Annotated in this window: 17 protein-coding genes; 11 read left to right on the top strand and 6 right to left on the bottom strand. The window is 59.7% G+C overall.

What is annotated here, in order from left to right:
- Positions 1-9 precede the first annotated feature (9 nt).
- Positions 10-1596, top strand: coding sequence for a hypothetical protein (locus tag D0851_RS08575; RefSeq protein WP_117618267.1), 1587 nt, complete (start codon positions 10-12; stop codon positions 1594-1596).
- Here D0851_RS08575 and D0851_RS08570 read toward each other — a convergent pair.
- The gene (locus D0851_RS08570; protein ID WP_117618266.1) at positions 1593-2315 is read right to left on the bottom strand and encodes a cytochrome c biogenesis CcdA family protein; all 723 of its coding nucleotides are present in this window, start codon (positions 2313-2315) and stop codon (positions 1593-1595) included. The two genes, D0851_RS08575 and D0851_RS08570, sit on opposite strands and share 4 nt — an antisense overlap.
- A gap of 515 nt (positions 2316-2830) precedes the next feature.
- Here D0851_RS08570 and D0851_RS08565 point away from each other — a divergent pair.
- From D0851_RS08565 to D0851_RS08550, 4 genes are all read left to right on the top strand, one after another.
- Positions 2831-3289 (top strand): ATPase, encoded by a 459-nt coding sequence (locus tag D0851_RS08565; protein ID WP_117618265.1) that lies wholly within the window; start codon positions 2831-2833, stop codon positions 3287-3289.
- A gap of 432 nt (positions 3290-3721) precedes the next feature.
- Positions 3722-4909 carry a porin gene (locus D0851_RS08560; RefSeq protein WP_117618264.1) on the top strand — a complete coding sequence of 396 codons (1188 nt, stop codon included), beginning with the start codon at positions 3722-3724 and terminating at the stop codon, positions 4907-4909.
- Positions 4910-4921: 12 nt separating this feature from the next.
- Positions 4922-5233 (top strand): c-type cytochrome, encoded by a 312-nt coding sequence (locus D0851_RS08555; protein WP_117618263.1) that lies wholly within the window; start codon positions 4922-4924, stop codon positions 5231-5233.
- Positions 5234-5587: a c-type cytochrome gene (locus tag D0851_RS08550; RefSeq protein ID WP_117618262.1), complete on the top strand. Its 354-nt coding sequence runs from the start codon at positions 5234-5236 to the stop codon at positions 5585-5587.
- 493 nt (positions 5588-6080) lie between these two features.
- Here D0851_RS08550 and D0851_RS08545 read toward each other — a convergent pair whose 3' ends face one another.
- A complete protein-coding gene (locus D0851_RS08545; protein ID WP_117618261.1) occupies positions 6081-6386 on the bottom strand; it encodes an ArsR/SmtB family transcription factor in 306 nt (101 codons plus the stop codon).
- Positions 6387-6610: 224 nt separating this feature from the next.
- Here D0851_RS08545 and D0851_RS08540 point away from each other — a divergent pair, with 224 nt between their 5' ends.
- From D0851_RS08540 to D0851_RS08525, 4 genes are read left to right on the top strand one after another with little or no spacing between them, the layout of a single operon-like run.
- Complete coding sequence (locus D0851_RS08540) at positions 6611-6814, top strand: DUF2892 domain-containing protein (protein ID WP_053113999.1); 204 nt, start codon at positions 6611-6613, stop codon at positions 6812-6814.
- An 18-nt stretch (positions 6815-6832) separates the two neighbouring features.
- Positions 6833-9295 carry an efflux RND transporter permease subunit gene (locus tag D0851_RS08535; RefSeq protein ID WP_117618260.1) on the top strand — a complete coding sequence of 821 codons (2463 nt, stop codon included), beginning with the start codon at positions 6833-6835 and terminating at the stop codon, positions 9293-9295.
- Entirely contained in the window at positions 9292-10140 is an 849-nt protein-coding gene (locus D0851_RS08530) for an outer membrane lipoprotein-sorting protein (RefSeq protein WP_117618259.1), read from the top strand. Before D0851_RS08535 ends, D0851_RS08530 begins: the two co-directional genes overlap by 4 nt.
- Positions 10141-10171: 31 nt before the next feature.
- A complete protein-coding gene (locus D0851_RS08525; RefSeq protein ID WP_117618258.1) occupies positions 10172-11581 on the top strand; it encodes a hypothetical protein in 1410 nt (469 codons plus the stop codon).
- 152 nt (positions 11582-11733) lie between these two features.
- Here D0851_RS08525 and D0851_RS08520 read toward each other — a convergent pair whose 3' ends face one another.
- On the bottom strand, positions 11734-13002 hold the full coding sequence (locus tag D0851_RS08520) for an SAM-dependent methyltransferase (RefSeq protein ID WP_117618257.1): 1269 nt from the start codon (positions 13000-13002) through the stop codon (positions 11734-11736).
- Positions 13003-13288: 286 nt separating this feature from the next.
- On the opposite strand from D0851_RS08520, the gene D0851_RS08515 reads away from it, so the two are divergent.
- Positions 13289-15637 (top strand): heavy metal translocating P-type ATPase, encoded by a 2349-nt coding sequence (locus D0851_RS08515; protein ID WP_117618256.1) that lies wholly within the window; start codon positions 13289-13291, stop codon positions 15635-15637.
- Positions 15638-15660: 23 nt separating this feature from the next.
- On the opposite strand, the gene D0851_RS08510 is transcribed toward D0851_RS08515, so the two are convergent.
- Both D0851_RS08510 and D0851_RS08505 read right to left on the bottom strand, forming a co-directional pair.
- Positions 15661-16776 carry a phospholipase D-like domain-containing protein gene (locus D0851_RS08510; protein WP_117618255.1) on the bottom strand — a complete coding sequence of 372 codons (1116 nt, stop codon included), beginning with the start codon at positions 16774-16776 and terminating at the stop codon, positions 15661-15663.
- A gap of 2 nt (positions 16777-16778) precedes the next feature.
- On the bottom strand, positions 16779-17819 hold the full coding sequence (locus D0851_RS08505) for a type II glyceraldehyde-3-phosphate dehydrogenase (RefSeq protein WP_117618254.1): 1041 nt from the start codon (positions 17817-17819) through the stop codon (positions 16779-16781).
- A gap of 294 nt (positions 17820-18113) precedes the next feature.
- Between D0851_RS08505 and D0851_RS08500 the strand changes: the two genes are divergently transcribed.
- A complete protein-coding gene (locus D0851_RS08500; protein ID WP_227539492.1) occupies positions 18114-20540 on the top strand; it encodes a copper-transporting P-type ATPase in 2427 nt (808 codons plus the stop codon).
- Positions 20541-20601: 61 nt separating this feature from the next.
- Here D0851_RS08500 and D0851_RS08495 read toward each other — a convergent pair whose 3' ends face one another.
- Positions 20602-21894, bottom strand: a complete 1293-nt coding sequence (locus D0851_RS08495; protein WP_117618253.1) for a hypothetical protein — start codon at positions 21892-21894, stop codon at positions 20602-20604.
- Positions 21895-21973: the final 79 nt, after the last annotated feature.

The raw sequence follows: 21973 nt of genomic DNA, 5'->3' as shown, positions 1-21973 counted from the left end.
AGCCTCTGTATGACGAATGTAATCAGCTGTGCCACCGTCCGGATCTTTCGTTTTGTCGTTTTAATTGTTTTTACAATAACCGGACAGCTCTGTTTCGCAGCTGAGCGCTTCGATCCTTTTGTTTCCGCGATCAGCCGGATCGACAAGGACGAAGGTCTGGTTTACATAGACCGGCACAATAGTGTCGCGGGGGTGGGGGATGTTTTCGTTACGGCAAAACCCGTTCAGAACGGCGATGCCAGTTTGGTCGGTGACCGCCGGTCCGTAATCGGTATTTTACGGATTAATCCGGAAGAATTCGTTGGCAAGCTGCTGTCCGGGCCCATGCCTGGTGTAAATGCCGTTGTGGAGAGGTTTGGCCCTTTGCCGGCCGTAATTAAAAGTACAACCGAAAAAAGCGGGCCCGTGGCAGAAGAACTGAAATCCATGTTTCCACGCCTGGTCTGGGAAAATGAGGAAAGCAAGGCAGAGCCCTCTCTGACGTTCGAGTTAATAAGCAAGGGCAGGGTAGTTGTCACCTATGACCAAACCTGGCTGGTCGGGATGATTGATATCGGCGCAGCTTCATACTCAAAGGAAGAGAGTTTTCGTGTTGCGGGAGAGGCGGAGGCCGAGCTTGCTCTTGAGTTGCCGGGCCGGGCAGGTTCGATTGCGGTCCATGAAATCCCGGGGCGTTATGTCGTGGCACTGGAAGGCAAGCAGACAATCAGGTTTTTTTCGGGGCGCTCCGATGGCTCTGTAAGCGAAATCGCCGAGGTTGATATTCCGCGTGGCGAGAGAATCATTTACATGGACTGGTATAGCCGTGCCGGTGAGCTTTATCTGCTGGTCAACCAATGGGATGATTACCGGGTGTCAGGTTCTGTTGTCAGGCTTGACGGGGACCGAGCCATGTTGGTCGGGTTTTCGCCATTGATGATGGGCGTGCATGATACCGACCTGGATGGGCGGAGTGACACCATTCTGGGGCAGTCCTATACGGCAGAGCACGGCTTCGGGTCAAAGATTTACACGGTTATGCCGGGGCAAGAGAAGATGGCGGAAAGCGCCAATGACACATTCAGCGCCCTGACGCCGGGTTTCAGGGTGTTGGGCTCCCGGGTTCTGGGCAAGACAGACAGCGGCGATCTGGCTTTTGTAAGTGCGTTTGACGGTAAAGCCTCTGTGTATTCCGGTAATGGCCCGGAATTGCAGTTCAGCTACGATATGGACCCTCTTGTCAGCTCGGAAATCCGGTTTGAGGTAAACCCGGAACTGATTTTCAGTCCGACAAGAACCCTGTCCCTGGGTAACCCGTTTGTCGGCGGCACCGGAGGGGCGGATAGGATTTCGCGCCCCATGGTGGGTATCGCGCAGCGCCCGAGCCCTGCGGAGGCCGCAGGTCCCAGGGATGTCGTCGCTATCGACTGGCTGGACGCAAACCCGGGCTCGCCATCGGTTCTGGGAAGATCCCGGGTATCCATACCCCGCTCGGCGAAGCCGGCCTATGGGAGCGGTGGGCTGTTCTTTTTCTCGGTAGGAAGCCGAGGTGGAGATAGTAAGGCCGGGGAAGGCGCAACAAGGCTCTACCGGCTTCCAGCCGACCTGGGACACTAGCCAAGCCTTCCCAACACGGGAAAGGTCGACAGCATCCAGGTGGCGAACCAGGTCATCTGGCCGGTCAGCACCATTATGCCCATGATGATCAGCACCAGGCCCGCCAGTGCCCTTAGCGGCCTGCTCCAGCGGCTGAATCCGCGCACTCGCTTGCGAAAATGCTCGATGAACAGCGCGGTTCCGAGAAACGGGAGTGCCAGGCCGAGCGAATACACCGCTAGGTACAACATGCCCGTTTCTGCGTTGGCGTGGGTGGAACTGAGCGCCAGTATGGCTCCGAGTATCGGGCCGATGCAGGGCGTCCAGCCGACGGCAAAGGCGATGCCCAGCAAAAAGGCCGCTGTGGGGCGTCCTCCCTCGAGCGTTTGCCCCAGGCGCCAGTCCCGTTGCATTGCCGGCATGCTCCACCAGCCCAGCATGAACAGGCCCATCAGCACGATCAGCAGGCCCGCCACCAGATTGGCTTCCTGCCGGTAGGCCATCAGCCATTGCCCCAGAAGACTGGCGCTTGCGCCCAGCGCCACGAAAACCACGCTGAACCCGAGGACAAAACAGCAGCTCAGCCACAAGGCTTTCAGGCGGTTTGATGCCTCACTAACGGCGCCGCCGGTAACAACGGACAGGTAGCCGGGCACAAGGGGTAATGTACATGGCGAGAAGAAAGACACCAGTCCGCCCAGGAACGCGGCCAGGATTCCCCAGCTTGCCAGGTCGGGCATAGTCAGACCTCGTATCGTTTTATGGAAGCGATGGCACGCGAGAGCAAGCCTGCGACAAGTGATTTTCTCATGCTGATCTCCTGACAGCCAGCCCCGGGGGTGGCCAGGCGCCGCCGGCACTGCCGGTGAATATGAATGGATATCCGGTCTGCCCGGCCCTGTGGCCCGGCGATGAAGCCGCATCGGATCATAAAACCTCTGAGCCACTCACATGTCAAGCAGTAAGGTATTGAGTGTCCATGAAATGATCCAGACTTGACTCCTGTCAGATCCGGATCAGTTAGTGGCGATTGTTCAGTTTCGGTTCAGCGCAGTATGAGTTGCCGCCCCCGGTGTGGTATGGGATTGATGCAAATCATATTAACCAGTGCCAGGGCCGGAATTTTACTTTCTTTTGCTGGTTTTCAGGGTGAGTTCAGATTGCAGGGTTTTACTTCGAACAGGGAACCTTATACCGGGCTGGCAATCATCAACCCAAACAAAGCCATCAACCCAAACAAAGCGGGGACAACGAAATGCATATCAGAACCTTTGGTGAATTGATTGACTGGACGCGGGATCTGCACTCACACCTGGCGAGTTGTCTGTCCCACTGTGCGACAAAAAATGAAGAGGAGCGGGCCCGGGCACTGCTGGACTATCTGGCGGCCCATGAGTCCGAAATGGAGCGGATCGTGAGCGAGTTTGAACGTCAGGGGGATTCCAGGGCGCTAGAAACAAGAGTCTTTGATTACCTTTCGCATAATCCCGTCAAAACTCACCGTACCTGTGATGAGCCGTACGCAAAGCTTGATTTCCAGGGTATTTGCCGGGAGGTATTCGACTTTCATGATCAGATCGCCGACCTCTATAAAGCCATGGCGGACCGGGCGGAGATTCCCGAGGCAAGGGAACTGTTCCAGGCTTTGTTAACCATGGAACAGAACGAATCGATGCGACTGGCCCGTCAGGTCGGACGAATGGACGACCTCTGATCATCCACTGAAGCAGCGCTCTGATTTCCGGGCACCGATCCGGCATTTTCTCAATCAGGCGGAGGATGAGCGCAGATGAACATCACATTCCCGGGTGGAACGGAGACCGCGACCGGCTCCAGGTTGAAACCGGCCAGACACGTGTATTGGTCGATTGCGGTCTGGAAGCAGGGCCTGGGGTTCGGATAGTGCAGCGTGACAATTATCAAGTCTTTGTCGCCGCGGAGGCAGGGGCCCGGGGCCCGGGGCTTTTGCCGCCAGGCGGGAATAAAAACTGACGTGAATCAAGGTCGGGGCGGCCAGGCCGAAAAATTCAGTTTCGTTTCAGTTTCAAGGTGTCTAATTGTTCATGTTTTGGATCAGTAGCTTTTCGAAAGCCTTTTTCCGGAACAGCTATATACGTCTCTTCATCTAACCCAGAAGGGTGCACCTATGAAAAAACTCCATTTTATTAAGCTGTCGCTGGCAGCCTCCGTATTCGCAAGCGGGGCCGCGATCGCAAACGAAGACACCGAATCAAAAATTGCTAACCTTGAGTCGCAGATGGCGGCCCTGCGGGAGGATGTAAAGAGCAACAACCTCGATACGCTGTCCAAGCTGCATATGTCCGGGTACAGCAACATTGATTTCGTGGGTGGCTCCGACAGGCAAGAGGACGGTTTTACAGCAGCGCGATTTGCGCCGATCTTTCATTTTCAGTTTTCCGACAGGGTGCTGTTTGAAGGCGAGCTTGAAATCGAGACGAATGCCGATGGTGAAACCGAAATCGCAGCGGAATACGCGACCATTGATCTCATCCTGAACGATTACATGGCGCTGGTCGCGGGTAAGTTTCTGAGCCCCATTGGCCAGTTCCGCCAGAATGTTCACCCAGCCTGGATCAACAAGCTGCCGACCGCACCCGTGGGCTTTGGCCACGGAGGCGCGGCGCCGCTTGCCGACCTGGGCGTTCAGTTGCGAGGCGGTTTTCCCCTGAGCGGGTCGATGCGCGCCAACTATGCCCTGTTCACCTCGAACGGTCCGACACTTCTAGTTGATCAGGATGATCCCAACGAAGAAGCGGAAGTTGAATTGGAAACCGAGGCTGCCGCATCCAACGCCGATGGCAATTTTGTGTACGGTGGCCGGGTGGGCTTCCTGCCGGTGCCGGCGCTGGAGCTGGGGCTGTCCGGCGCGTTTGGCAAGATCGGAGTGGGCCAGGGGCACGAGGTGTCTGAGCTGGCCGTGGGAGAGCCGGACCGTGATTACACCGTTCTGGGTGCGGACGCCGTTTACAACATTGCCACCCTGCAACTGCGTGGTGAATTCATACAGCAGACCGTGGGAAGCGAAGCCAACAGCACGATCTTCGATGGTGTGGCGGCTGAAGAGCTCGAATACACAGCCTGGTATGCGCAGGCGGCGTACCGGGTGCCGGATACCAAGTGGGAAGGCGTTGTCCGCTTGGGTGACCTGGACACCCCGGATGCCGATACAAACCGCTCCCAGTGGTCCGCGGGGGTGAATTACCTGTTCGCAAACAATGTTATCATCAAGGCGGCGTACACCGTGGATGACTACGATGACAACGCTATTGACGATGACGAGCGCTTCAACGTTCAGTTGGCTTACGGATTTTAAGAGGGTATTAGCATGAAATTATTGAACCGGAACCTCATCAGTAACGCTGTATTAGTCGCCGCGCTTGTTGTCGGTGGCGCAGGCTCGGCAGCGGCTCAGGACGCAGACGATCCCATGGCATTCATCCGGGGCGCCCAGTCATGGGCCGACAACTGCGCACGGTGCCATAACATGCGCGACCCGGCCGAGTTCCGCGACGATGTCTGGGAGCCAACCATGATTCACATGCGCATCAGGGCGGGCTTGACCGGGCAGGAGGTGCGGGACATACTAGCCTTTCTCCAGAAGAGCAATGATCCCGCAGATAGCAAGGGGGGGGAATAAATGAAAAGGTCATCTTTTCTGATCGCCAGCCTGGCCGCCGGGATACTTGCGTACCCAGCCGGAGCCGCGGCTTCGTCTGACCAGGTGGAAGCCGGCGAAAAACTGTATAACACCACGTGCGTCGCCTGCCATGGCGCAGACGGGAAAGGCAAGCTGCCCGGCGTTCCGGACTTCACCAAGAGCGATGGCCGGCTGTCCAAGGGTGATGACGTACTGGCTACTCACATCATGGAGGGGTTCAAGAGCCCCGGCTCGTCCATGGCGATGCCCGCCAAGGGCGGCATCAGTTCACTGACCATGGAGCAGGCCGAGGCCATCGTCCAATACATGCGCCAGGCCTTCTCAGGCAAATAGCAGTTGAAGTCGGGGCAACACGGGGCTGGTACATGCCCGTGTTGCCCTGATTGTTCGTGAGTCGGGGAAGCGGGCCCCTGCCCGCCTACCCGCCCATACCCTCCTGAGAATCCCCGGGTGCGCAGTTCAGTCGCGCTGCGTTCTTGCGATCCTGGTTACTACTATCCCCGTAGCCCCCGCAGATAACCCTAGATAGGCTTTGAGGCGCGATACCCTGGCGGTCAAATTGACCGATGGATCCTGTGGTGCCATGTCCGGGAGTAGACTACGAGTATCAAGTGCCAGACAGGCTTTCCTATCGTTGAGCCAGAGCGAGTTGAGCAGGTTGACAACTTGCTTCGCAAAGCAGCCGCGAAGCTCATGAAGGGTGGCGCAGCGAGGGTATTGTCCAAAAGATCGGGCGCGACCGTGTGGTCCGGGTCGATTCGAGTAGGTGAACACCACTTCGCCGGCATCATCAGTTTCTCTTGCGGCCATGGTAAAGGCTTGCTTTTTATAGTGCGTCGGTATCGCAGAACAGCTCATACAGAACTTCTATGATCCGGCGCGCCTCCTCTCCCGCCAGGGAGTAGTGTATGGTCCGCGCCTCGCGGCGCGCAGATACCAGGCCGTCCTTGCGCAGCAGGGCGAGTTGCTGGGAGACGGCCGCCTGGCGCATCTCCAGTGCATCCGCAAGTTCGCTCACCGCCTGCTCTCCGTCGACCAGTTGGCAGAGGATCATCAGCCGGCTCCGCCCGGAGAGGGCCTTTAGCAGATTGGTGGCCTGATCCGCCGCTTCCGACATCTGATTTTTATTCATACATTCATAGCTCTGCAATCGTGAATATGTTAGGCTTGGTTCAGATGATCGGCTGCTCTTGGCCAGGTAGTCAAGTGTTGCCCGTCGTCGTCTGGCAGGCTCCGGTCCTCCATGGCCCGGCACGTGGCCATGCCAGGTATTATGTACGGGTACTTTCAGCGCAGCCAGCGCAGTGCGCAATCTGCTGAAAGTGCCGGAACGCGCTACTATAACAGGAGGGGCATATGTCTATCGACCGCCTTGTACTCGCCTTCGCAGGATCTTTCATTCTTGTAAGTCTGGCTCTCTCCCAGCTCCACTCACCTTACTGGTTGTGGTTCACCGCGTTTGTGGGCGCCAACATGCTGCAGGCTGCCTTCAGCGGATTCTGCCCTCTGGCGAAGATCCTCAAGGCCCTGGGCAAGAAGCCCGGCGCCGCCTTCGACTGACTTGCGGAGGCGCTGTCAATGGCTGAAAAGACCGAGGGTTCCTGGCTAGAGTTCGCCACTGACCGTCCTCGACTGACCGTTTGGGCCATGGTGGTTGCCACGCTGGCGCTGGTGGCGCTGGCGGCGCTGCCAAGCGTCTGGCCCGAGCGGTTTGGTCTGCTTAATCCGCTGACCATCGATACCGACCCCGAGAACATGCTCTCTTCCGACGAACCCGTGCGCGTTTTCCACGACGACATGAAGGAGCAATTCTCGCTTTATGACATGGTCGTGGTGGGTGTGGTCAACGAAAGCAACCCTGACGGGGTATTCAATGTCGGCTCGCTGCGGCGCATCTATGAGCTGACGGAGTATGCCAGTACGCTCAGGTGGCCCGATCCGGACAACCCGGGCCGGCAGGAGGGCGTGGTCGAGGAGGATATGCTCGCGCTCTCGCGGGTCGACAACATTGAGCAAGAGGGGGTCGGCTCGGTTCGTTTCAGCTGGCTCATGCCAGAGCCGCCGGATACCCGCAACCAGGCGCTCGCTATTCTTGAGCGTGCGCAACGCATTCCGCTGTTCGACAATACCCTGGTCAGCGCCGATGGTAAGGCAGTCGCCCTTTACCTGCCGCTGACCAGCAAGGACATGAGTTACCGGGTCCGCGAAGCCCTGCTTGACAAAGTCGCTGGCTGGAAGGATACCGGCGATCAGGTCTACATCACCGGGCTGCCCGTGGCGGAGGACACCTTTGGTGTGCAGATGTTCTATCAGATGGCGATCTCGGCGCCACTGGCAATGCTGGTCATCTTCCTGGTGATGTGGTGGTTCTTCCGCCACGTCCGGCTCATTACCTCGGCGATGATCGTGGCCATGGTGGCGGCCGCGAGCACCATGGCGCTGCTGGTGATCAGCGGCAGCACCGTCCACATCATGAGCTCGATGATCCCCGTATTCATCATGCCCATTGCGGTGCTGGACGCGGTGCATATCCTCTCGGAATTCTTCGACCGCTATCCCCTGCATCGTGACCGCCACCGGGCCATCCGGGAGGTTATGGGGATACTGTTCAAACCGATGCTGTTCACCACCCTGACGACGATGGCGGGGTTTGCCTCACTGGCACTCACCCCGATCCCGCCCGTTCAGGTGTTCGGCATCTTTATCGCGATTGGTGTGTTCCTGGCCTGGTTGTGCACGGTGACCTTCATTCCGGCTTACATCATGCTGATGCCGGAGCGGCGGCTCACCGGCTTCGGTCACGCCGCCGGGGACCCGGACCAGGATACGGTCATGGGGCGCTGGCTGCGTCGCCTCGGCGAGGGCGTGGTCAGCCACGCCAGGGCGGTGCTGGTGGTTACCATGGTCGTGGTGGTGGCCGCCGGTTATGGCATCAGCCTGATCCGCATCAACGATAACCCGGTCAAGTGGTTCGAGCCCGAGCACCCCATCCGGGTGGCAGACCGGGTGCTCAACGAACATTTCGGCGGCACCTACATGGCCTATCTGGCGCTGGTTCCGGAGGGGGATAACGCGGCCCAGGACAACCAGATCTTCAAACGCCCCGAAGTCCTGCGCTACATCGCCAGGTTGCAGCAGCGGCTGGGCGAGACCGGCGTGGTCGGCAAGTCCAACTCCGTCGCCGATCTGGTCAAAACCGTTCACCGCGAACTGCTGGGCGGCGATGCCGGAGCCTTTCGCATTCCGGACAGTCCGGCGGCGGTTGCGCAGACCCTGCTCACCTACCAGAATGGCCACCGCCCCCAGGATCTCTGGCACTTCGTTACCCCCGACTACCGCCGTGCCAGCATCTGGGTTCAGCTTACCAGTGGCGACAACCGGGATATGAGCCGGGTGGTTCAGGCGCTCGACGACTTCATCGCGGCCAACCCTCCGCCTGCGTCGATCCAGGCACGCTGGTTTGGTCTTAACTACATCAATGTGGTCTGGCAGGACAAAATGGTCAGCGGCATGGCCATGGCCCTGTTCGGCAGTTTCGTGGTCGTGCTCCTGCTGATGGCCTTATTGTTCCGCTCTTTGCTCTGGGGACTGTTGTGCATGATTCCCCTGACTGTGACCATCGGGGCCATCTACGGTCTGATCGGTATCATCGGCAAGAACTACGATATGCCGGTCGCCGTGCTTAGCGCCCTGAGTCTGGGGCTCGCCGTGGACTACGCCATCCACTTCCTGGCCCGCGCCCGCGCCATCCAGGCCGAGACAGGCTCCTGGCGTCGCTCGGTGGCACCGATGTTCGGCGAGCCGGCACGGGCAATAACCCGCAACGCCATCGTGCTTGGCGTTGGTTTCCTGCCGCTGCTGGCGGCACCGCTTGTGCCCTACCAGACGGTGGGGGTGTTTATCGCGGCCATTCTGTTGACCGCCGGCCTGAGCACACTGCTGATCCTGCCGGCATTGGTAACCCTGCTGCAACGGTGGCTGTTTCCCGGCGCCCACAGGGCCGTCCCGAATCCGCAAAACCAAGAGGAAGGCGTGCAATGAGTAGATACTGGCTTGTTACCCTGTTCCGAAAGCTGGCCCTGATGGTGATGGCGCTGGGCATCGCGCCCATTGCCCTGGCCCAGGATGCCGGCGCTGCGCCCTCGGTGGAGCGCATTGTCAACCGTGCCAATATGGTCTCCTACTTCCAGGGGCGTGATGGCCGCGCCAGGGTCGCCATGACCATCACTGACCGCCAGGGGCGTACCCGCAGTCGCGAGCTTACCATTTTGCGGCGGGACGGCCCGGAGACAGATGCCATTGAGGGGAGCGCCTACCGTGGCGAGCAGAAGTACTATGTCTATTTCCGGCGACCGGCGGATGTGAGCCAGATGACGTTGCTGGTGTGGAAACACCAGGACCGGGACGACGACCGCTGGCTGTACCTGCCGGCGCTGGATCTGGTTAAGCGAATTGCCGCTTCCGACAAACGCACCAGCTTCGTCGGCTCGGATTTCTTCTACGAGGATATCTCGGGGCGCAGTATTGATGACGACAGCCACGAGCTGATCGAGACCACGGACAACTACTACGTAGTGCGCAACACACCCAGGCGGCCCGGGGAGGTTGAATTCGCCTACTACGATGTCTATATCCACAAGCAGTCCTTCCTGCCGGTTCGCACCGAGTATGTCGACGACAGTGGCAACCTCTACCGGCGTTACACCGCGCTGGCGGTGGAGAAGGTGCAGGGTTACCCCACGGTCACGAAGGCGAGGATGGAGAACCTGCGCAACGGTGGCACCACGGAGCTGGCCTACAGCGGCATTGACTATGACCTGGGTCTGCCGGAAGACGTCTTCTCGGAGCGTTACCTGCGCCGGGCACCGATGGAGTACCTGCGGTGACCTCGGCTGCACTGAGGGCAGGAGGGCGTGGATGAACACCAGAAGCCTGCTCTGGGGCATGTTGCTGGCGGGTATCGGTCTCGGTGTGGCGCCCGGGGCGCTATGGGCGGCTGCGCCCGAGCTGCCGGAGGGGCTGGGCGCGCCAGCCAGCGATACCGAGGAACCGGCCCTGCCGGCAGGCCTCGGGGGTGAGGCCGGGGCAGAACAAACCACCGACCGACCGGCTGCGGCGGCGCTGCCATTTCGCCTGCGTGGCTTCTGGGAAGCCCGGGGCGGAACCCGGCTGGGCGATGATCCTTACGAGCGCGATCTCTCCATCGCCGAGACCCGGTTGCAGCTTGAGGCGGAGAAGTATTTCCAGGGAGCAACGCTGCGCCTTACCGGCGATTTTCTCTATGACGACCTGGACGATGATCGGTCGGTGGACCTGGAATCGGGTGAGGGCGCCTTCGACCTGCGCGAGGCCAGCCTGGTGTTTTCGCCGAGCGCGGACACCGATGTCAAGCTGGGGCGCCAGATACTAACCTGGGGAACCGGCGACCTGGTGTTCATCAACGATCTGTTTCCCAAGGACTGGGTCTCGTTTTTTATCGGCCGCGATGTGGAGTACCTCAAGGCGCCCTCGGACGCGCTGAAGGTCTCGGCTTTTTCCAGCTGGGCCAATCTTGACCTTGTCTACACCCCCCGGTTTGACGCTGATCGCTTCATCGACGGCCGCCGTCTCTCTTTCTTCAACACAGGGCAAGGGCGGCTGACCGGGCGCAATGCGGTTGTACTGGCGGACCGCCCGGCGGACGCGTTCGAAGACGACGAGTGGGCCGCCCGGCTGTACCGTAACCTTGGCGCCTACGAGGTCGCGCTCTACGGCTACGACGGCTTCTGGAAGAGCCCGGCCGGGGCTGATCCGGCCAGCGGTCGGGCCAGGTTTCCTCCGCTGTCGGTGCTCGGCGCCAGCCTGCGCGGGCCGGTGGGGCCGGGCATCGGCAACGTCGAACTGGGCTATTACGATTCCCGCGCCGACCGCGATGGCGACGATCCCACGGTGCGCAACAGCGAGCTGCGCCTGCTGCTCGGCTATGAGCAGGAAATTGCCCGTAACCTGACCCTGGGCCTGCAATACTACCTTGAGCGCATGGGCGAGTTTGAGGCCTACCGGCGGGCCTTGCCCCCTGGTGCCCCGGTGCGGGACGAGAATCGCCACGTCCTCACCCAGCGGCTGACATGGCTGACACACAGCCAGAATCTGGAGTGGTCGTTGTTCCTGTTCTACTCGCCCTCGGACCGGGACGCGTACCTGCGCCCCCGGGTGGGCTATCAGGTTGATGATCATCTCTCTGTTGAAGCCGGCGGGAACCTGTTTTTCGGCGCCCGGGAGGAAACCTTCTTCGGTCAGTTTCAGGACAACAATAACCTGTATCTGGGGGTGCGCTATGGGTTCTGAAAAGGTTAGGTGTTGATGCCGAAGTGCCGGTTGAGCTCTTGCCGGGCGGGGCCAGTCCATCTTTTTCCGGACAGTCCACCAGTGACATCACATGACGAATAACATTGAGTCGGGCCTGTTTTTTATTGACTCCTCCGGCCGAATGAAAACCATCACTTGGCGTTCCATACCTCGCGATCAGTGATCTTCTCTCCGTCCCTGGTGGCCGGTTCGCCCAGTCTGTCCCGGCTGGCCAGGTAATCCCGCGTGAGCGGCACCGCGTCCTGTTTTTTGGCAAGCTGGATCTGAAAGACGACAAGACCGTCGTGCCGGAATGCCACTTCGCTGGCAACCAGGTAGAACCGCCACATGCGGCAGAACCGCTCGTCATAGATCGACCGTACCCGGTCCAGGCTGGCCTCGAACCGATTGCGCCATTCCTTCAGAGTCTCGGCGTAATGAAGCCGCCACACCTCGACATCGGTGACATAGAGACCGGATTGCTCGACGACGGCAAGGATTTCCGACAGGGCCGGGCTGTAGCCACCGGGAAATATGTATTTGGTGATCCAGGGGTTGGTTGATCCTGGTCCGTCGGCCCGGCCAATTGTGTGCAGCAGTGCCACACCATCGTCTTTGAGCCGGTCTCGCAGGGTGGCGAAGAACTCCTTGTAGTGTGGCACTCCGACATGCTCAAACATGCCCACCGACACGATCCGGTCAAAAGTGCCGTCGATGTCGCGGTAGTCTTGCAGCCGGAACCGGGCCTGGTCGCCAAGACCCTCGGCGCGAGCACGTTCTTCGGCGATCCTGTGTTGCTCCTGCGACAGGGTTACCCCGGTGACCCGGGCACCATAGTCACGGGCAAGGTGAAGCCCAAGCCCGCCCCATCCGCAGCCGATGTCGAGAACCCGTTGTTCCGGCGCCAGGAGGAGTTTGCTGGCGATCAGGGATTTCTTGTTTCTTTGGGCGGTTTCCAGGGTGTCGCCCGGTTCGCGAAAATAGGCGCAGGAGTATTGGCGGTCGGGGTCCAGAAACAGGTCATACAGCGTGCCGGACAGGTCGTAATGGTGTGCCACGTTGCGCTGAGCCCGCCCGGCCGGGTTGAACTGCGCCAGTCTGCGATGAAGCTGACGGAGGTTTGCCTGCCAGCGAAGGTGCCATGCATCGGACTGGCGCTTCAGGTTGATGACCAGCAACTCAATCAGACCATAGAGGTCATCCTGGTCGACCGTGAGTGTACCGTCCATATAGGCCTCGCCCAGTGTGAGCTCGGGATTGATCAGGAGTTTGCGTGGCAGGGAGTGCGCGTGAAAACGCATGGTGGCGGAGGGTGTCGACCCGTCACCGTATTGTATTGATCGTCCGTCAGGATAGACGACAACCAGGCTCCCCTGCCTGATCAGACGCTTCAGAAAAATCGAAAGCAGTTTTATCCACATCGTGTTTTCTCGTTGCTGCGACCTTTGTGTCGTTGAAATGATCACTTCTCCGGATCATTTGATTCCGGGTTGTGCTAGCGAAGCCGGCGTACCGGCACTTCGCTGTTCGAGTAATCACATCAGTAAACTATATACTATGACGGCAAGTCGGCCTGTTCGTTACACGCCCGCGGCTTGCCCCGGATCACCCGGCCCCAAAACAGCTGTAACGGATATCTTTTTTTTGCGTCTGGTTTTCTGGTTTATGGTCTATGTTGTCTCATATCAAAATCAAAAGGATTGATTTATGACAGTCAAGGTTATCGAGGTAGCTGGCCTGATCTCCACATTGAGCGCGAGGGGCGTTGAAAAACAGCTCTCCCGGCTGCCGGGTGTGAGCAAGGTTGAAGTGAATTACGTCGCGGGCAGTGCCACCGTGGTCTATGACGAAACGCGTACCGACCTTGAGGCGATCAAGGCGAAAGTCGTCGAGTGCGGCTATCACTGCGGCGGCGAGCTGGTGCCGAAGCGCGTCTGTGCGCCGGAGGCTTCGCAAGGTAAGTCTGGTGCCGCCGCAAAACCGGCCGGTCATCATCACCCGGGCGCGGACAATACCCGCGCCGAAGCCGAGGCAGCGCCGCCCGTGGATCACGCGGCCCATGAGATGGGCCATGGCGGCGGCATGAGCATGGAAGCCATGGCGCGCGATATGCGCAATCGCTTCTGGATTGCGTTGATTTTCAGCATCCCCATCTTTGCCTATTCGCCCATGGGCGAGGTGTTCATACCCCCGGCGCCGCCATTTGGCCTCCGCCTGGATCTGTGGCTGTTTTTCCTGGCGAGCGCCGCCGTACTCTACCCGAGCTGGCCGTTTTTCGTCGCCGCCTGGCGAGCGCTTCGCAACGGAGTGCTCAACATGGCCGTGCTCGTGGTCCTGTCCGTGGGCACGGGGTATCTGTTCAGCGTCGGCGCGACCTTCTTCTTTCCCAGTGTTCAGTTCTATGAAGCGGTGGCAGTGCTTCTGGTCTTTATCCTGCTCGGTCACTGGCTGGAGATGCGTGCCCGCGCCGGGGCCTCAAATGCCATTCGCTCGCTGATGGATCTTGCTCCGCCCATGGCGAATGTACTGCGCGACGGGCGCGAAACTGAGGTCCCCACCTCGGATGTCCTCAAGGATGATGTCATCATCATCCGGCCCGGCAACAAGATCCCCGTTGACGGTGAAGTCCTGGAAGGTGAGTCGCAGGTTGATGAATCCATGCTGACCGGCGAATCCATGCCAGTGCCTAAGAAGCCCGGCGATGCGGTGATCGGGGCGACCATCAACAAAAGCGGAAGTTTCAAATACCGCGCAACCAAGGTTGGTGCCGACACGGCGCTCGCACAGATCGTCAAGCTTGTGCAGGAAGCCCAGAACTCCAAGGCCCCGGCGCAGCTGCTTGCCGACAAGGCGTCCCAATGGCTGGTGCTGATCGCGGTCGTCATTGGTCTTGCGACCTTCGCGGCCTGGTTCTGGTGGATAGGTCAGCCGCTGCTTTTCGCCCTGACGCTGACCATCACGGTCTTCGTTATTGCCTGTCCTGACGCGCTCGGGCTTGCCACGCCGATGGCGGTCATGGTGGGTACCGGCCTGGGCGCCATGAACGGGATTCTGTTCAAGAACGCCGGCGCGCTGGAGGAGGCGACCAAACTCGACATGGTGGTCTTTGACAAGACCGGGACACTGACGATGGGCGAGCCCGAGGTGGTCGAGGTGGTTGCCGCTTCCGATGTGACGGTTGATGAGGTTCTCGCGCTGGCGGCCACTGTGGAACAGGGCTCCGATCATCCGCTGGCGCAGGCGATTTCGAAGCGTGCGGCAGATCTGGAGGTGCAGACATTGTCCGGCTTCCAGAACATCGAAGGCAAAGGTGCGCAGGCCGAAATCGGGGGCCGGGAGGTTCTTCTGGGCAACCGTCGTCTGATGGACGAACGCCAGGTTGCGATGAATGGTCTGGATTCCGAGGCTCAGCGGCTCCAGGGGGCCGGGCAGACGGTCGTGCACATCGCGCACGGGGGCCAGTTGGTTGGCCTGATCGCCATTGCGGATGCCCCGCGACCGACGGCTGCGGCAATGGTAGCCAAGTTGCGTGAACGAGGCGTCGAGGTTGCCATGCTGACCGGGGACAATAAGGCGACCGCCGACCGGATCGCGGCGAGCCTTGGCATCACCACCGTTCTCGCCGATGTCCTGCCGGGGCAAAAAGCAGACAAGGTAAAAGAGCTGCAAGGCCAGGGCAAGCGAGTGGGCATGGTCGGCGACGGCGTCAATGACGCCCCGGCGCTGACACAGGCCGACGTAGGCTTCGCGATTGGCGCCGGCACGGACGTTGCCATCGAAAGTGCCGACGTGGTGCTGATGAAAAGCGACCCTTACGACGTTGTGGGGGCGATTGAGCTGTCACGGGCGACGCTGCGGAAGATGTACCAGAATCTGTTTTGGGCAGTTGCCTACAATGTGATTGCCTTTCCGGTGGCCGCTGGCCTGTTCTACCCCTTTGTCATCAGCCCGGAAGTGGCGGCGCTGGCCATGTCGGGGAGTTCGGTCCTGGTCGCGGTGAATGCCATGCTGCTCAAACGGACGCGGCTGGAGGGTATCCATGCGGCGGCAAGCTGAGCCCCGATCTGCGTGGGCCCGCGTCAAAGCCACTTGCGTAGCAACAGTCCAAGCGTGTCATACACACCTTTTATGAAGCCGCGGTGTTTCCAGGTGATGCCAGTGATTTCACTGGCATCCTGCAAGTCAGTTATGAACTCGTTTCTTAACTGGTCATTCAGGGCTTCGTTTGTGGAGATCAGCGTCAGTTCATAGTTAATAAACAAACTTCTGTAGTCGAAGTTCGCGGTCCCTATGCTGCCCCAGGCATCGTCAACGAGCAGTACTTTGGAATGCAATAGCCGGGGTGTGTACTCGAATATGCGAACGCCGTGTTCCAACAGTTCTCCGTAAATGGCGCGGGCAGCCCATTGTGCGGGGGTCGAGTCGGTCTTTTCGGTGGTCAGAATCCGCACATCGACCCCCCGGCGGGCCGCGAGAACAAGTAGTTTGCGTAATCCACGATCCGGAACGAAATAGGGCGTCGCCAGCCAGATTTTGTCTGATGCTCCGGCCAGTTGCTCTTTGATGGCACACCGCAACTGGACACGACAGGTGCGTGTTGTATTGGGAATGATCCGGCTGTCGCCGACTGTGTGACTGCCTGGGTTCCATTGCGTGTCACCGCACCAGAAGGCGTTGAACAGAGCGTCAGCCTCTGTGGCCAGGGGCCCGTTGATGCAGACATGCATGTCGCGCCACCGCTGGGGGCCGTAAAAGCGCCTTGAACCCTCGCGATGAATGTTGAACCCGCCGATATACGCCGTTTCACCATCAATGACCAGCAGTTTACGATGATCGCGACGGTTATAGCGCATCGGTTGCCGCCAGCTCCAGCGGTGAAAGCGCTGCAGGCGGACGCCGGCGGCCCTGAGCTGGCGCCAGTGCTGCCGCGTAAGGACGCCGCTTGAGCCCAGCGCGTCAACGTGAATTCGCACGTCGAGGCCGTGGCGGGACTGCTTCATCAGTTCATCGAGCAGCTCAGCCCCCACCTCGTCCGCCGCCAGGATATACGAAGCGAGAAAGATACGCTGGCTGGCGGTACGGATCGAGCGGGCCATCTCCGCATAGAGTTGGTCTCCCTCACCGAACAGCCTGAACACATCCTTCACGGCCCCGCTCGCGGGTTCACAGGCGGCGTCGCCGGGGTTGCCGTTCATATCTATAAGCCAACAGAGCCGATACCCAGGCTGTCATTGGTGTTTCTGATCGACGCTTCCGCATCGTGTTCGGCCCCGGTAAGTGCGCGTATGGCATCGATGGTTTCCGGAACAACAATCGCCTGGTTGTCGACCATATAGGCATAGAACAGCTCATTACCCTGCACCTTGAGCATGTCTTCCCAAAGCGCGACTTCATACAGGCTGTCGTGAGGCCGGCCAAGGTCGGCCATCAACTCCTTGACGCTGTTGATCGCGCTGAGCCCGTCACTGATCCGGATAAGGGCGATGCGGGAGGAAGTGCGAAACGCGTCGAGCACTTCGTCCCTGCTCGCATCACGTGTCAGTTGTACCGACCAGTAGTGCAGGTGGGCCAGTGTCTCCGGAACCTTGACCGCCATGGTTACCACATCCAGGTCCGGGTCGACACTTTGGGCGTCCGGGCCCTGGTGACTGGGAATCTCCGGCTCTGGCACGAGGGTATTCATGATCCCGCCCTGATGGCTCTCCCAGGGATCGGTGGCCCGGCGCAGAAGGGTTCCCCGTGCCCGGTCCAGCAGCCCGTGGCGTTTGAGCGCTGACAGGGTACGAATGATCGACGTCGTGTTGCACGATACAACGCGCGTGCAGTCACGGCCGACAGCGCTGGCGTAGTTGGCCTCGGCAACGAATGAATGGCCCGTGCTTTGATGTTTCTCGCCGCCATGAACGATGAACCTGATACCGAGCCGCCGGTAGGTTTCGATGTTCTTGCTGGCCAGGTGTTTCGGTGTACAGTCCACCACGATGTCCGCGGCCTCAAGCAGGTCGTCAAGCGTGCCGGAGACATCAAGCCCTGCGGCCCTCATGCTGGCGGCATGCTCCGAAGTGGCGCCGTAAAGCGAGTATCCCTTGTGCAGGGCGGCCCGTGGCCGCCAGTCCGTGGCAATGTCAGCCACGCCGGCCAGGGCCATGTCTTTCTGTACGGCAACGGCGTCAGCTACCCGTTTGCCAATAACGCCATAGCCATTGATGGCGACCCGAATAATTCCCTGAACGGCCATATTTGCCCCCCGGTTTCCTGAAAAAGAGTGAACGATCCTGCCAAATCCCCAGTGTAACCACAGTATAGGCAAAGGCTGAATTTCAACTGAACATCCCTGTGAATATGTATCTTGGTGCACTGGCAGTTGCGAAAAGTTGATGCCAGTCAAAAAAGAAATGGCGCTAAAGTCCTTTTCAGATTCAGTTCAGTCTGGTGTAGTGGGATGATAAACCATCATGCGGCAATTCCATTACCGGGAGCCAGGTCGAACACTGTGTGGCTGGCCTGGAACAAACGAAAGGATGAACGGACGATGTCTGCAAAACATAATAGCGCTCGTGACGAGAATGACGAGAATACTGTAGCCGGAGAAGCAGGGGGGAAGTATACCTGCCCGATGCATCCGGAGGTGGTATCCGACGAGCCGGGAGACTGCCCCAAATGCGGAATGCACCTTGTGCCTATGGAGCAGGCCGGAACGAGCTCCCATTCCGGTCATTCGCACCATCATTCCGGTCATTCGCACCATCATTCCGGTCATTCGCACCAGTGTTCCGGAGAGCATGAAAAACCGTCAGGCGATGACCGGAAATATGATCGCGTGCCGCCTGGATATTCGGGTGTGGTCTACACCTGTCCCATGCACCCTCAGGTGCGCCAGACCAAGCCCGGCGCCTGTCCTATCTGTGGCATGGGGCTGGAAACGGAGTCCGCCGCCGTTGACGATGAGGGCCCCAACCCGGAGCTGGTGGACTTCTCCCGCCGTTTCTGGGTTGCCCTGGTCTTTACGGTCCCCCTGCTGATTCTGACCATGACCCCCTATGTTGGCATCATGGCCGTTCGCGAATTCTTTGGTGAGCGGGTCTCGCTCTGGATTGAGCTCGTGATCGCCACGCCCGTGATTCTCTGGTCCGGCTGGCCCTTTTTTGTCCGGGGCTACAACTCGTTTCGCACAATGAACCTGAACATGTTCAGCCTGATTGGCATGGGGGTCGGGGCGGCCTACATCTTCAGCATCGTGGCGGTGCTCCTGCCAGGGATCTTCCCGGAAGGCTTCCGGGACTCCGAGGGTAACGTTGGCGTTTATTTTGAGGCGGCAGCCGTTATTGTCACGCTGGTCCTGCTGGGCCAGGTGATGGAGCTGAAGGCTCGTGAGGGCACCGGCAAAGCCATTCGGGCGCTGCTGGATATGGCCGCGAAAACGGCGCGCGTGATCCGGCCCGATGGCACCGAGGAAGAGGTCGCTCTGGAGGATGTGAAGGTCGGTGATCATTTGCGGGTGCGCCCCGGTGACAAGGTGCCGGTGGATGGCGTGGTTGTTGAAGGTCGCTCATCCATCGATGAATCAATGATTTCCGGCGAACCGGTTCCGGTGGAGAAGGTCGACGGTGACAAGGTAACCGGGGCCACCATCAACGGTACCGGGAGTCTGGTTATGGAGGCGACCCGGGTGGGGGCGGATACCATGCTCAGCCAGATCGTCGAAATGGTCGCCAATGCCCAGCGCAGTCGGGCGCCTATCCAGAAGTTTGCCGATATGGTGGCCGGCAAGTTCGTGCCGGCCGTGATTGCCGTGGCGGCCCTGTCCTTCGTGGCGTGGGCCATCTGGGGGCCGGCGCCGGCTCTGTCTTACGCGCTCGTGTCCGCCGTGGCGGTTCTCATCATTGCCTGTCCCTGCGCACTGGGGCTGGCCACACCCATGTCGATCATGACAGCGACGGGGCGAGGCGCCCAGGTGGGTGTGCTGATCAAGAACGCCGAAGCCCTGGAGCGTTTTGCCAAGGTGGACACCCTGATTGTCGATAAAACCGGCACCCTGACAGAAGGCAAGCCAAAGCTGGTGGCCGTGCTGCCGGAATCGAATCATGACGAGACCGAAGTCCTGAGGCTGGCGGCCACGCTGGAGAAGGGGTCGGAGCACCCGCTTGCCGAAGCCATTGTTGCCGGTGCTGAGGCACGCAACGTGACACTCGGCAAGGCCGACGACTTTGAAGCGGTCACGGGCAAAGGGGTTAAAGGGGTTGTTGATGGCAAGCCGGTGGCACTGGGCAATGCCAGGCTGCTGGAGGAACTGGGGCTGGACGGCGGCCATCTGATGGAGGTTGCCAATGCCAGGCGCGACGAGGGTGAAACGGTTATGTTTGTGGTGCTTGAGGGCGCCGTTGCGGGCCTTGTAAGCGTTGCCGACCCCGTCAAGGAAACAACGCCGGCCGCGCTGAGGGCGCTACATGCCGCGGGATTCCGCGTCATCATGGCAACGGGTGACAATGAGCGCACAGCTAAGGCAGTGGCGGGCAAACTCGGTATTGATGAGATTCGCGCCGACGTGCTGCCAGAAGATAAGGCCAGTATCATTCGCGAGCTTCAGAGCCAGGGACGCAAGGTGGCGATGGCAGGGGATGGGGTCAATGACGCGCCTGCCCTGGCCCAGGCCGATGTCGGTATTGCGATGGGAACCGGCGCGGATGTCGCCATTGAGAGCGCAGGCTTTACCCTGGTCAAGGGCAACCTCGACGGTATTGTCCGCGCCAGACGGCTGTCCCGGGCGACGATGCGCAATATCAAACAGAACCTGTTTTTCGCGTTGATCTATAATGGTGCGGGCGTGCCGATAGCGGCGGGCGTGCTCTATCCATTCTTTGGCATTCTGATAGGACCTATCTTTGCGGCGTTCGCAATGAGTGCGTCTTCTTTGTCAGTGGTGATGAACTCCCTGCGTCTGCGTCGCGAGAAAATCTAGGGGGGCTGAAAAGCCCCCCAACCTTATTCTCACTGGGTGAAGACTGACTGAGAGGTAATCTTCACACCTGAAAGACCGGCGCGAACCCACCTCCGGGCGTGCGGAAGTTGGTTGTCTGACCCTGATATATACGTGCAGCGGCAAGCAGACTTTTGCCAGCGTATGTGTACAGGCGAATGTCGACTTTTCTGGTGGCCACGGCATCGTCAATTCTCAGGGTTCGTTCTCCTGCGGGAACCAGGTCCTGTGCGATATAACCGCCATTCAGAATGTTTTCGAAAACGCGCCGGGTCACTTTGTCGCCCCGGTAGACGCCCTTGCTGCCATGGCCCGCAACCGGCTTGAAGAACAGTTGGCGCCTGGCACTCCACAACTCAGCCGCGTCATTCCTCGAAACCTGCCTGGTTCTCGGCACGGCCCTCTCCAGATAGTCTGCATCCGCCTCATTTAGCCCCCAGTCCCGTAGCGACTGGGGAGCGGATAGCAGGGTCAGGTTTCGCTTGTCAGCCAGCACGGCGTGCACATGGGGGTTGGGCGTTACCACCGCCGCGCCGTCCAGATACGCATGCCTGAGCGTCGCATGGGACGGGGCGTCCAGTGCGAAATCCACCAGCCGGTTGTACACCATGTCAATGGGCCTGCCACAGGCTGTCAACGTGCCGCTGGCATACTCAAGCTCCGAGGGATCGAGTATCAACGTCTCAATTCCTTTCGCCTGGAGAAGCTGTTGGGCCAACCGGAACTCGGGGAACATAAACTGGGTCTTCGGGGCATCATCTACAATGGCCAGGCGGCTGGGTACGGAATTGGCATGCTGTCTTTGCCACTCCCGGCTGAACATTGTGAACACCGCGTCCTCGAACCCATCGAGCGCCCGATGGGTTACGGCGGTCGGTTGAGATGGGTCACAGCATCGGTGCTGGGCCCTCGCCAGCACAACGTTCAGAAACGCGCCGCCGGCATTGGTGTTGATCTCGATCAGCCGGGGGCCGTCGGGGCCCAGATGAAAGTCATAGCCCATGAACGCCCCTATGGGGCCGGGATCGAAGCGTGCGATTTCCGGTGCCCAGGACAGTACACGCTCAAGGTACGACGGAAGTTCGGTGGCTGATTCGATCGCCTGAACGATCCGTTCCATCGTCGCTATGTCGGCCCGGGGGACGAAAACCGGTGTGTTTGAAAAAAGATGGTGGAGTTCGGAGACCGTGGATGGTTCGTTTCCAGCGTCCGCCAACTGAGTCAGCAGGCTTTTGTCGAGGGCTTTGCGGTCGAGAGTGACGCAGTAGCACTGTTGGTTAAGTCGATCCGCGTGGGTATTGGCCGTCCGTTGGTAACCGTGGGTCGAGTCTTGCATCTGGAGCCCGTAGCTGAGGTGGGTTGTTCGGCGTGTGGAAGCGGGTGTCAGTTATCATAAACGGTCTGGACTATAGTGT

Source organism: Marinobacter sp. Arc7-DN-1 (genome assembly GCF_003441595.1).
In the GTDB taxonomy this organism is placed as follows: Bacteria; Pseudomonadota; Gammaproteobacteria; order Pseudomonadales; family Oleiphilaceae; genus Marinobacter; species Marinobacter metalliresistant.
This window is presented reverse-complemented; position numbering and strand designations above follow the sequence as displayed.